Origin of the sequence: Acinetobacter sp. I-MWF (assembly GCF_025433935.1) — a bacterium.
Lineage (GTDB): Bacteria > Pseudomonadota > Gammaproteobacteria > Pseudomonadales > Moraxellaceae > Acinetobacter > Acinetobacter guillouiae.
The window spans coordinates 4,197,630-4,210,570 of record NZ_JAMBAR010000001.1 but is presented as its reverse complement, the minus strand read 5'-3'; the positions used below and the strand labels follow the sequence as shown (position 1 = coordinate 4,210,570).

Below are 12,941 nucleotides of genomic sequence, written 5' to 3'. Positions count from 1 at the left end.
CGCAAACATTTGTAATTATACGCTTCATGTGACTTTTTGCTGCTTGAAAAGCGTGCGGTAACAATCAATCTAGTGTGTTTGGAATTTTATAGAACAATGAATATGAACGTGAATATATTCATGATTTGATAATGGAGTATAAAAGACAGTGTTTCACAATTGATGATCATTCACTGTCTGCTATTGATGGGTATAGGCTGAGTTATTTCTATAATAAGAACTTATGTGACGTTTGGTCATCACCAGACTGTATTAAACGTTTTAATTCGGTCTTTTGTTCTTCACTCAGGTGTTTAAATTGCTCAAAAAGGTGTTGAACATTTACTGGTAGATTGGGTTCGGGTTCAAGCAAATCCTGTTCAGCGCTTTTGGGAACTTCTTTGAGCAAGTTTGCATAAATATCTTGGTATTCTTGCCATACTTTATTGTTCTGGATTTCATAAAGCTTTTTATTATCCAGTTTAAAACATTGATATTCGTCGGCTTGCTCAAGCAGTTCTTCATGACTGGCTGTGGCAATGATCTGTAAACGAGGAAAGGCTTGATTTAAACGATCGAGAATTAACTGAAGGCCAAATTGGTCTAAATCAACATCAATTTGATCAATCAGTAAGATGCCTTCACCTTCTTCACAAGGATAAAGACTTAAAGGATTGAGTATGCACATACGACGGACCAAATCACCGACTAAGGCCAGCCAATTTTTAACCGTATTCGACAGTTGTGAGTAAGTCAAACTTTGATTTTTATAAGTGACCATCAGTTGTAATTTGGGCTGATACTCTAAATAGAGATCTGTGACTTCAGGAAGGACAATACTCAAGCTTTGCTTTAAGGCTTTTAAGCTGGGTGCATGTAACTGAGCACGGGCTTGAAATAAAATACTTTGAAAATCCTCATCGCTTTGATTTGAAGATTCTTTTTGCGCTAAAACACTTTGAAAAAGTTGTGCGATTTGTGCATTTTCAATATCACTGATTTCGCGAAACCATTCGAAAAATCGTGCAAAGGTGGTATATGGAATCGGTACTAATTCATAGGCATTGTGCGCTTGTAAAATAATGGGATTATTTTTATTGAGAATATTCACTTCATTTACAAATCGTTCAGCAGGGTAGTAGGCAATTAAAGGTAAGCCTTGAACAGGATCTTTTTTGAGCACCAGATTATAACGTTCTACCAATTGTTCGAGTTGTACTAAGTCAACTTTGCTCAGACCAACACCAGAACTATTTAAGGTTTTATATAATTGCCAATGACAAGTTTGCGGATCTTGTTCTGCTGTTGCAGTGCTTTCTGCGAGTTGACCAAACTCTATTGGGAATTTGATTTTAACATCTATTTTGGATTGCACTCGATCTAACATAATGTCTTGGTCGAGCATCACCACACCAGGTGTGCGCAAATCTTTTAAACGTGCAGGAAACCAAGTCAAAGCTTGGTAAATATTTTTAATAATTGCCGTTTTTCCACTGGCTTGTTCGCCAACAATTAAACTGATTGGTTTGTTTTTATAATTAAAATCTATTTTTAAATCAGCAAAATGGTATGTATGGCGAAAATGAATTGCTGCTAGTTTCATAGGATACCTGAAAATTGACGGACAGCATAAAAAGCTGTTGATATTTTCACCTTGCGATTTTTTTCGCTGATACAGATGAACTGCTCAAAACCCTTATGCTGTTGCTTTATTTTTAAATGGCGCTTTTACTTTCAATTGTTGCACGAGATCATAGATGTGATGAATATTTAAGCTGACCTTTGCCCGTGTACAGGCAACATATAACAGTCTTAATTCTTCATCGCTGATTTTATGTTCTAAACCGTTTATTTTAAATTGGTAATCATCTTCGATATGTACACGATTCCATTCTAGCCCTTTGGCTTTATGTGCAGTTGAAATCACATAATCAGCTTGCTCTATTGGGGTTATTTTAGCAAGTGCTTTTTTGAGTGGTTCCGTACCGTGATCGTCAACCAATTTGACTAAGGGTTTGATATCACTACCGTCATTGGTTTCACAGTATTCATGTACATCATGCCAAGAGTTAAACCAAGCCAGTTCAGGCACATCAACAACACGTTTACCTTGTTTAAGCAAACTTGCCGCATCAACAAAACGGTTGAGTTTTGCATGATCGGCTTGTAGTCCAACTTTATCGCCTTGCACGAGGCCAGAAAGAAGCAATTCCATTGCACGTGCATTGGTGCGACATAAAATCGCATCACGCATTTTAGTATGTGGTTTATTGACCACACTCGATTTCATTTCAGGATTGCCCAATAAAGGCACAGTTTCATCCAATGCACCGAGCAAATGATTGGCCACATCTGCAATCGCATCGCCAAAACGGAATGAAGTGGTTAAACGAGATTCAGGGAGTGGCATTTGTTGCATGGCATTGACCGCACCACGCCATGCGTAAATTTGTTGATGGGCATCACCGACATAAATCACTTGGGTATTACGCTGACGCAATAAAATACCAAGCATTAATGGATCAGCATCTTGTGCTTCATCAAAGAGTACATAATCTGCTGGAATAAATGGATCTGATAATGCCCAGAGTTTTAAATAAATATCATGACCTATACCAGCTTGATGATTGGTATCAATCGACTCTAACCAACGTCTTTCTACAGCAGGGTAAAGGTGTTTTTGTAAAGACTCGATATCATCTGCATGCAGCCAACTTGGAGCTTGGATATGACGTGGTGCTGGGTATTGTGAGCTGGTCGAGCAGAAATAGCTTACAGCATTGGCTACTAAACTCGCCAAACGGCTGGGCATTAGCACATATTTTTCATAACGCCCGCCCATTAAACGTCTAAGCGTGATGGGTTCGAGACGATATTCTTTGGCAATAAAACTGGGACTTAAACGCGGCAGGCGTAATTTATCGGTGACTCCACGCGACACACTACGAAACGCCAAAGAGTGGAAGGTGCGGCAATCTACATTTTGATGAAATTTATTCTGTGCTTCTGTGGCAATTGCCTTATTAAAGGCCAAATACATCCCACGGCGCTCCGTCATCGCATCACTGATTAACTGCAAAGTCGTGGTTTTACCTGTGCCAGCATAGGCAATCACTTTAAATGATTGTCCTTTTTTCGCTTCTGCGATTGCAAAGCTTTGCTCAGATGTGGGTGTAAAAGAATAAGGCACAGTATTTATAAAATCTTATTAGCTTGAAAATTCAATATGGGACAGAGTATAGCAAAAATTGCTCAGCACTAGGGTGAAATCTAACAAGATGTTATTTAAACGACTGTGCTAAGAATCTGCGGAGCGTATCCTGATCATTTTTATCATAATATGAGGTATTGGGGCTTTTGTCTTTAAAATGACTTAAAAGTGAAACTAGATTGTCATAACTGCTTTCTAAACTGAGCACGGGAAAATTCTAAAACATATTCGGATAAAGTTATGACAAATTCAGCCAGCCGACATACACGCCGTGAAGTGCTTACTTGGTTAGCCAGCATTCCATTTCTTCCACTTGGGGCAATGGCAACTTCAGCCACACTAGCAGGTTGTAACGATGATGATAAAAATACTGCAGTTAAACCACCGATCAATCCAGCTAAATTAAAATCTGCAACATTTACACCAATGGATGCACCAACATTGGCAAATGCAGCAGCAATGGCAACAACAACAGTTGCTTCTGGTTTAGCTGTAACTTGGGATGACAATAGCAAGACTGATTACAAACTTGCCTATAAAACCTTCTTCCAAACAGGCGATATGGTCAATGATGGAAAAGGTGGAAAGATCTTGGCTGGTGGTTATTATGATATTAAAAACCAACCAATTATCGATAAATCTGTGGCAGGCAAAGAACGTCAATTCTTTTCAGACTGCCCAGATGGTACTTCATTATTGACAGTGAAAGATGCCAAGGTTGATGGTGTAAAAGGCAACCCAGTATTTGCGGTGGTGCAATTTGAATATACCACTCGTGATTTAGCTGGCAATGATATGTATGGTAAATTGCCATCACCAATTGGGGTAATTTCACTGGATCAAGACCCAAAAACAGGTCATTTAACTTTAGTTAAATATCATAATGTCGATATGTCTAAAGCACATGGTTTATGGATTACGTGTGGTGCGAGTTTATCACCTTGGGGAACACACCTTTCAAGTGAAGAATACGAGCCAGATGCATTTGGTCAGGGCTTAGGCACTGATATGGCAACAATGAAAGCCTATAGTAAAAACGTCTATGGTGATGAAACCTCTGCAAAACCGTATAACTATGGACATTTGCCTGAAATTACAGTGAACAAAGATGGTACAGGTACTGCAAAAAAACATTATTGTTTAGGTCGTATCTCACATGAACTAATCCAAGTTATGCCAGATAATCGTACTGCGTTAATGGGTGATGACTATACCAATGGTGGCTTGTTTATGTTTGTTGCAGATAAAGAAAAAGACTTATCTGCGGGAACATTGTATGTGGCGAAGTATTTGAATGAGTTAAATGAAACCTCAACGGCACAAATTCAATGGATTAAGCTGGGTCATGCAACTAGCCAAGAAATTGAAGATTTGGTGAATGTTCAAAATATTCAACCAAGTCAAATCATGGAAAGCTTGGACAAAGATCCACAAGATGTAAGCTATACTAAAATTATTCTGCAAAAGAAAACCATTTGGGTGAAAGTTAAACCTGGAATGGAAAAAGCAGCAGCATTCTTAGAAACCCATCGTTACGCTGCTTTGATGGGCGGTAGTATGGCATTTACAAAAATGGAAGGCACAACAGTCAATGCCAAAGACAAAGTTGCTTATTCTGCTTTAGCCAATATTCAAGATTCAATGATCAAAGGCAATGCGGCTTGGGTCGATACGCATAACGTGTCATTCGCTAAGAAAATTTCAGCAGGTGGAATTGTTGCACATGATCTAGCAGGTTCTAAGAGTGATAAATCAGGTAGTCCAATCGTCAGTGAGTGGGTGCCTTATCAATCGCATATGCTGTTAATCGGTAAGGATATTGATGCGGCTGCTGATCCACTAGGTATTGGTAACACTTCTGATCCAAACACGATTGCAAGTGCAGATAACTTAAAGTTCTCTGAAACATTCCGTACCTTATTCATTGGTGAAGATAGCGGTAACCATGTGAATAACTACTTATGGGCGTATAACGTAGACACCAAGAAATTAGATCGTATTCTTTCTTGCCCAGCAGGTGCTGAATCTACAGGTTTACATGCAGTCGATTCAATCAATGGTTGGACTTATATTATGAGTAACTTCCAGCATGCTGGGGATTGGGGTTCTTTACATAGTAAGGTTCAAGCAACTTTGGATCCTTTGATTCGCGCAAATTATAAAGATCGTTTTGCAGCTGCAGTGGGCTATTTAACAGCAGACCCAATTGCACCTTCGGTTGAGAAAAAATCTTCTTAATTTCAATTTTGAATAAAAAAAGGCAGCGAAATTTCGCTGCCTTTTTTATAAATCCCAAATTAATGATCTCGATTGGCTTTTTCAACTAGGCCAGAAAGCCCTTGACGACGTGCAAGTTCGTTGAGTACCAATTGCACATCCAACTCAAAATAACCAAGCATCACAATGGTATGGAACCATAGATCTGCAACTTCATAAATCAGATCATTTTTATGATCTTCACACGCTTCAGATTTAAAATCTTTTGCAGCAATGATGGTTTCAATACTTTCTTCACCAATTTTCTCTAAGATTTTATTTAAACCTTTATGGTAAAGCTTTGCCACATAAGAGGAATCTGGATCAGCTGCTTTCCGTTCAGCCATCATTTTGCCTAAATAACCCAAGACTTCGACTTGTTCAGCCTGCGCATTAGAGCTATTCATGGCAATAGTATGTGGATTCGATGAAGGTTTTTCACCGTATATTGCATTTGGATCTTTTAATTGTGCATCGACAATTTCCCAACCCGTTGCTGTGAGCTTGCGATAGAAGCAAGACTCTCGACCTGTATGGCAGGCGATTCCGCCATGCTGTTCAATTTGTAAGACGATAACATCTGCATCACAGTCTAAACGGATTTCGTAAACGGTTTGAAAATGGCCAGACTCTTCGCCTTTAAACCATAATTTATTTCGTGAACGAGAAAAATAAACACCCTGCATTTTTTCAGCAGTCAGTTGTAATGCTTCACGGTTCATCCATGCCACCATCAAAATACGTCCAGTTTGATGATGCTGTGCAATAGCAGGAATAAGTCCTTGTTCGTTAAATTTTACTTCATCGAGCCATTGCAGATTGTTCATAGGATTTCACCAAGTTATAAAAAGAAAGAGCGCTACGTTGACATGGTAGCGGTTGTATAGTGTACGTTATTTCCAGCATTTTAGGAAAATATTGATTATGGATTGAGTCGAGATTAAAACGCTTGTTCACACTTTTAAATTACAGAATTAGCAACTTGAGTGCACATCATTTTTCCCTTGCCAAGGATGATCGAGCAATATCCTCATACTTCATTTGGGTAAATATACCCGATTTTAATCCCGACACTGTGATTGCCATTTCTTTACGAAAATAAGGGATACGGTACATCCATGAGAAGCTTAGATCTCGTAAACCGCCTGCCCACCAAAGATCAGATTGGTATAGGGGCGTCAGTAAGCGGCTTAAAAATTGATAGAATGCAGATGAGCTTTTGCGATGTTGGTGATAGCACTGCCATAGCTTTGCATAATCGATCGTTTGATTGTTTCGGGCAACTTGGACTGCTTGTCCCAAAGCCCATGCATCTAAAAGCGCCATATTTGCACCTTGTCCAAGCTGTGGGCTCATTGCATGTGCAGCGTCTCCAATGATACCGATGCGACCTTGACCAAATTTAGACAGCACTACATCACGATAATGGGCAGAAAGCCATTGTTGCTTTTCTTCAGGATTGGCGATTACTTGTTCTAACCATTCTGCTGCGGGCTTCCAGCGTTTGGATAGCGCATTTAACCACTCAGCACGGGCTTGTTGATGAGGTAAAAAATTTCCAAGCTGATCGGTTGGAAGACTCCAGAAGATACTGGAAAGTCGTTGCTTGGGCTGAGAGGGAATTGCGCCTGTAGGTAAGATTCCCATCATGATCTTGGAGCGATCATAAAATTGGTGCAAAATTTGAGTATCAAGTTGCAAACATTCAGGCACAATGGTCCATTTCGCGCCCCAAGGGTAGGCTTGATCGATTTTAACCCATTCGATTGGTCTTAACTGGCTTCGCGCACCATTGGAAACAATAACACTATCAAAGACTTCATCAAAAGACTCACCATTGACCTGACCTAAAACTCGGATTTCATCTGCTGATTCTTTGAGTTTTTCAATATCGGCATTCATGTGCCAAGTGATCAGTTCAGGAAATTCATGGCATTTATTTTGCAAAACATGACATAAGCTTGCTCTATGAATGCCTAAACCATAAAAATCGGGATGGGCTTGGGCATAATGACTATCTACCAGTTTAAAGCCATTGGCGAGTTGTCCCTCTAAGCCTGTGACCATTGCACCGAGTTTAACCGCATCATCAAGCACACCTAAGTGCTCAAAAACTGCAAGTCCAGACGGTTGAAGCAATAAGCCTGCACCGACAGGTTCAAGCTCAGATACTTTCTCAAAAATAGTAACTTGTATATTTTGTTGTGCGAGTAAAATTGCTGCAGCAAGCCCTGCTGTTCCTGCACCGACGATGGCAAATTTTGGCGTTTTAGTTTGATTCATTATTAGAGTAAGTGCTTTGAATGATTTAAATTTAACAAAAAGCAGGGAATTAACAAGCAGTAATTTGAATCAAGCTCTTTTTTACTAGGGTCTGTTGACAATTCGTCTACGTTTGCGACGACGTGTGTTTTTTAGGCAATACTAGGCGCGAAATACGAAATTTAGTCATTCTAAATAAGTAGTTCGTAACGACGTAGTGGCAAAAAACACGCTAGTCCCGAAGGGTTGTGGCTAAAATTATCTCAGTACGTTATGAAACTCGGAAATAGTCCCGCTATTCTCTTCGTTTCCTGCTTTACGACGTATACGTCTCATGCTCAATTTTAACCTACAACGCAAACCATTTATGAAATGTCAACAGACCCTAATGGATCTTAGCCAAAAATCAACGCCTATAGGCGAGACCAGATACGGATTAAATTCAGTGCAAAATAAATGATTTAAAGCTTGAGCCATGACTGACATGGCTCATGTATCAGGCTGATATCTCAAGTCATTGAGAATACTGTTGTGATGTATTTAAGCTGTTGAAAATCAAATTTATTCACCGCTGGATGAGGTGATCAATGGGGGTAATAATTATAAATCTAGCATCACTTCAGCAAAATTTTGTTTCTCCACTATTTCTAAAAATTCATCACCTAGTCGCTGACTTTCTGCTACAGACTGCTTCCATAATTGTTTTCGCTTTTGATCATCCAGACCTTTCATCACAAAATCTTTACGATCCGGTAAACGTCCTAAAGGCAAAGATTTTAAATAGTCTTGAGAAGGCGAGATCAGTAAAGTCCGTGCTTGGTTTGCAGGTTTTGCTGTGCGAGATTTAAACATTTTGTCAAACCAGCCTGGGATGATACTGTCGGCAAAATGTGGATATAAAACAATCCCTTTACTTTCAAAAGGCAAATCGATGTGATAGTCGATCAAACCACCATCTCGATACGCGCCTTGTGGCGCATCGGCAATATTTTTTACCGCAGGTGTAACTGCGGGAATCGAACCTGAGGCCATCAGCCAATCCGCAACATTGTGTTGATTAAAATTTAAATAATGGGTTTTAAAAGCATCATCCTGAATTTTAAATTGTGGGAACTGAGCAGGTTGACAAATGACCCGTTGCATAAATTTATTCAGGTGATTTCTTGAAATTGCATTACTGCCGATAATACCGAGTAAGGAACTATACAGTGCAAGCTTTTGATCACTTTGAAATAAATGTTCTGCTTTGGCTGCGATAATCGTAAGGTGATATTCGGGATGTTCGACCAATTTTTGGCTGTGTTGGTCTAAAATGCTGTACAGCATCTCGCGAGATATTTTCTCAATCTCTGCAATGGTCATCTTTTTATGAAAGGGCAAGTTGATATATAACTCCGCCAAACGCTCAGGACCAAGTAGTTCACCTTGCGCTAAAATTCCAGCAAAGCGCCATGCACCGACGGATGAACCAATTAAAAAACGTCGTTGTTTGGCACGTTGTAGAAAATCACCGAAAATCGCCTGATCCAATCCCATTAAACCAATGCCTTTGGGGCCGCCAGCTGCGCCAGGAATCATATCGACTTGATGTGCAGATAAGCCTTCTTGTTGTATGTGTTGTTTGGCGAGTGAGCCTGCACGTAAGGTGATTGCTGCAGGGCGTTTTTGTAGAATTTGGGTCATGATTTCACTCACTCAAACGAATATTTTTTATTTTAGAGTGCGTGATAGATTGAACAATGGCGAGAGCTGTCACTCGGTGACTTAGCAGTCATAGCCAAAAAAGCCTATTCATTGAATAGGCTGAATCGCGTTATTTGGCAATCCGCCAAACTGCTAAAACAGTGGTCAAGACAATCAAAACAATTGAAATATACCACGGTGCAATGATTGCAATAGAGAGCAAAATCGCCATGATGCTACCGAAAATCCAGCTACGTTTTTGTTGCTGTTCCACCTCTAAACGCATCATTTGCAACTCATGCAGTTGTTTGGCATGCCATGCAGATTGATTTTTTAAACCATTTAAGCTGTCAACCATCAAGGTTGGGAAATCCTGTGCACCTAAAAGTAAGTCAGGAATTTTCTGTCCTAACTCTTTTAAGTTCTTCTGAGGATTCATTTGTGCTTTTACCCATTCGGTGAGAATCGGTTTTGCCAGCTTCCAAATGTCGAGTTCAGGATATAAATCGGTACCTAAACCTTCCACATGTACCAGTGTTTTGAGTAATAACATCAATTGTGGTGGAATTTCTAAATGGAAGCGACGCGCAATGTCCATGACTTGAATCAAGATACCCGCAAAGTCCAATTCATGCATCGGTTTGGACACCATTGGTCCAACAGTGCGACGCATTTCACGGGATAGCGCATCTTGATCGGTACCCGGTGGAATCCAGCCCGCCTGATGCACAATTTGAATCAGTTGTAAGAAATCGCTGTTCATGACCGCAAGCAACATACGTGCAACGGTCATTTGATCTTGTTTAGATAGCTCACCCATAATTGCACAGTCAAGGGCAATATAACGAGGGTGGCTTGGATTCAAGGTTTCAACAAACACGTTGCCGGGATGCATATCGGCATGGAAGAAATTGTCACGAAATACTTGTGTAAAGAAAATCGTTAAACCCTTTTCAGCAAGATCTTTACGATCCATCCCAAGCTTTTCAAAGGTTTCAATATCTGAAATGGGAACGCCTGTGATCCGCTCAGCAACCATAACATCCTTGCTGTCCATGTAGACTTCAGGCACATACATCATGCTTGAACCCGTGAAGTAATGACGCATACGACGGGTATTGTCTGCTTCTAACGTAAGATCCAGCTCATTTAAAATCACTTGACGGTAGTTCTGGATGATTTCAGACAAATGCACTGCACGAGCTGCTTCAAGCCGTTTTTCTAAGCTTGCTCCAAGCCATTGCAGAATTTCAAAATCCTGTAGAATCTGACTGCGAATATCTGGACGAGTGACTTTCACCACCACTTCACGACCATCATGGAGCGCAGCAGTATGGACTTGTGCAATAGATGCAGCAGCCAAAGGTTGCTCATCAAAACGGGCAAAAATTGTAGAAATATTGGCTTTCAGTGATTGCTCAATACGCGCTTTTGCAATATTGACCTCGAAGGGTTTAACCCGATCTTGTAATAAAACCAATTGTTGTAAAATTTCAGGTGGAATTAAATCACGACGCGTAGAAAGTAATTGCCCCAACTTAATTGCTAAAGGCCCCATTTCTTCTAATGCTTCTTTAAGCTTGAGCGGATTTTTACGTTCTTTACTAGACCATGCCGCAGGGTGTAAGCGAATTAAAGCTAAAGCATGCCGAGCTTTTTCAGGTAATTCTTCCGCAGGGACCAGTGTGTCGAGTCTATAGTGCGCGGCGATGCGCCAAAGTTCGAATAAACGGGCAATATGCGGAATCATATATTAAATTACCTGATCTTGATTTTGAGTAAAGTGAGATTGAAGTTGCTGAATTTTTGCTTCAAGTCGGTCAATATTTTGGTTCAGTTGACGGGTATCTTGTTGCAGATCATCCATTTGCCAACGTGGAGCCAATACACCCGTATCTTCTTTTAAAAAGTCTTCTACAAAAAATAAATGACTTTGCAGTGAGCGTTTGAGATGCTTTGGCGCCAGTTGTATTTTGCCAATTTCATGCGCGAGTGCAGGACCAATCCACGGGCTAAGCTGTGCTGCCAAATCAGGCTCAAGCTGTTGGACAATATTTTGAATATCCTGTAACAGGTGATAATCACCTTGTAGAGGAATATTGCCAATATCATCCGCAACAAATAATTTAGCCAATTCAACAACATTCTTTACATGTAATGTTGCTGTGGCTTCTGCAATCGCAACATTTTTGTCAAAAGGGCGTTGTTCAAAAATTGAAGGTGTTTCGCTTTTACCAGTCACAGTCGGTTCAAGACGGATTTTATTTTGATCAAAGTAAACATCGACAGAAAGCTGAGGCGTATCCATCACGACACGTAACAGTTTGCCTTGTAACTGATTAAATTGGATGCGGGTAATTGCATCCAAATTAATAAACTGATTGATTAATCGTTCAACTGCACCGAGTGCCAGAATTGACCACATAATTCAACCTTGCTTGTTATATCTTGGGGAAATTACAGTTTAAAGCCACGGTGTACCGCCACAATACCACCGGTTAAATTGTGGTAATCACAGTTTTGGAAACCAGCATTTTCCATCATACCTTTTAAGGTGCGTTGGTCTGGATGCATACGGATAGATTCAGCCAAATACTTATAACTTTCCGCATCATTGGCAACAACTTTACCCATAAATGGTAAAGCGGTGAATGAATAGAAATCATATAGCTTTGAAAATGGTTCAAATACTGGTTTTGAGAACTCAAGTATCAGTAAACGACCACCTGGCTTTAATACACGATACATTGCTTGGAGTGCAGCATCTTTATCAGTCACATTACGTAGACCGAAGCTGATGGTGAGCAAGTCAAAACTATTGTCTGCAAATGGCTCTAAGGTTTCAGCATTGGCCAATACAAAATCAACATTGGTACAGCCAGCATCAATCAAACGATCACGACCAACATTCAACATGGACTCGTTAATATCGGATAAAACCACATGACCTGTTGGACCAACTTCACGGCTGAAAACTTTGGCTAAGTCACCTGTACCGCCTGCAATATCAAGCACGTGCTGACCACGACGGACACCTGACATATTGATCGCAAAACGTTTCCAGAGGCGATGAATACCAAATGACATTAAATCATTCATAATGTCGTATTTGCTTGCTACAGAATGGAAGACTTCAGCGACTTTTTGCGCTTTTTCTTCACTATTAACAGTTTTGTAGCCGAAATGCGTAGTTGCGCCAACATTACCTGTATTAGCACCACGTGGAAGGTTGTATTTTGGCACAGTCCCAGAAACTGGCGTATCTACCAGTTGTTGCTGCAAGGACTGTTGTTGACCTTGTGGAGTACCTTGCGGTAATGGTTCTGTTAGAAATGGACTCACTTTGTCTGTATTCGTTACCATTTCAGCTGGGGCTGTAGGCTTTTGGTTTTCATTCGACATTTGAGTCACTCCTGAACACAAAAATGGGAAATTTTATATTGCTCTGCATAATGACAGATTCTGCATAATTTTGCAGTCCTCATCATGAAATTGTTATGAATAATATACAAAAACCGATCTTAGAGATCGGTTTGATACAGCCAGAAAT

At 40.2% G+C, this 12,941-nt stretch carries 9 protein-coding genes; 1 reads left to right on the top strand and 8 read right to left on the bottom strand.

All coding sequences use genetic code 11. The annotated features are described in order from the left end of the window. Window positions 1-208 precede the first annotated feature (208 nt). Window positions 209-1,582: an ATP-binding protein gene (locus M2R48_RS19470; RefSeq protein ID WP_262087193.1), complete on the bottom strand. Its 1,374-nt coding sequence runs from the start codon at window positions 1,580-1,582 to the stop codon at window positions 209-211. Window positions 1,583-1,675: 93 nt separating this feature from the next. After that, window positions 1,676-3,169 carry a UvrD-helicase domain-containing protein gene (locus tag M2R48_RS19465; protein ID WP_004725463.1) on the bottom strand — a complete coding sequence of 498 codons (1,494 nt, stop codon included), beginning with the start codon at window positions 3,167-3,169 and terminating at the stop codon, window positions 1,676-1,678. Window positions 3,170-3,430: 261 nt separating this feature from the next. Here M2R48_RS19465 and M2R48_RS19460 point away from each other — a divergent pair, with 261 nt between their 5' ends. Further along, window positions 3,431-5,428, top strand: a complete 1,998-nt coding sequence (locus M2R48_RS19460) for a PhoX family protein (RefSeq protein ID WP_262087192.1) — start codon at window positions 3,431-3,433, stop codon at window positions 5,426-5,428. A 59-nt stretch (window positions 5,429-5,487) separates the two neighbouring features. Here M2R48_RS19460 and hisIE read toward each other — a convergent pair whose 3' ends face one another. From hisIE to ubiE, 6 genes are all read right to left on the bottom strand, one after another. Beyond that, window positions 5,488-6,273: a bifunctional phosphoribosyl-AMP cyclohydrolase/phosphoribosyl-ATP diphosphatase HisIE gene (gene hisIE, locus M2R48_RS19455; RefSeq protein ID WP_004816700.1), complete on the bottom strand. Its 786-nt coding sequence runs from the start codon at window positions 6,271-6,273 to the stop codon at window positions 5,488-5,490. A gap of 166 nt (window positions 6,274-6,439) precedes the next feature. After that, the gene (locus M2R48_RS19450) at window positions 6,440-7,729 is read right to left on the bottom strand and encodes an FAD-dependent oxidoreductase (protein WP_262087191.1); all 1,290 of its coding nucleotides are present in this window, start codon (window positions 7,727-7,729) and stop codon (window positions 6,440-6,442) included. 579 nt (window positions 7,730-8,308) lie between these two features. Then, a complete protein-coding gene (locus M2R48_RS19445) occupies window positions 8,309-9,391 on the bottom strand; it encodes a patatin-like phospholipase family protein (RefSeq protein WP_262087190.1) in 1,083 nt (360 codons plus the stop codon). A gap of 130 nt (window positions 9,392-9,521) precedes the next feature. Continuing rightward, window positions 9,522-11,141, bottom strand: a complete 1,620-nt coding sequence (locus M2R48_RS19440; RefSeq protein ID WP_105713844.1) for an ABC1 kinase family protein — start codon at window positions 11,139-11,141, stop codon at window positions 9,522-9,524. A gap of 3 nt (window positions 11,142-11,144) precedes the next feature. Then, the gene (locus tag M2R48_RS19435; RefSeq protein WP_262087189.1) at window positions 11,145-11,816 is read right to left on the bottom strand and encodes an SCP2 domain-containing protein; all 672 of its coding nucleotides are present in this window, start codon (window positions 11,814-11,816) and stop codon (window positions 11,145-11,147) included. Window positions 11,817-11,848: 32 nt separating this feature from the next. Continuing rightward, window positions 11,849-12,793 carry a bifunctional demethylmenaquinone methyltransferase/2-methoxy-6-polyprenyl-1,4-benzoquinol methylase UbiE gene (ubiE, locus tag M2R48_RS19430; RefSeq protein WP_262087187.1) on the bottom strand — a complete coding sequence of 315 codons (945 nt, stop codon included), beginning with the start codon at window positions 12,791-12,793 and terminating at the stop codon, window positions 11,849-11,851. Window positions 12,794-12,941: the final 148 nt, after the last annotated feature.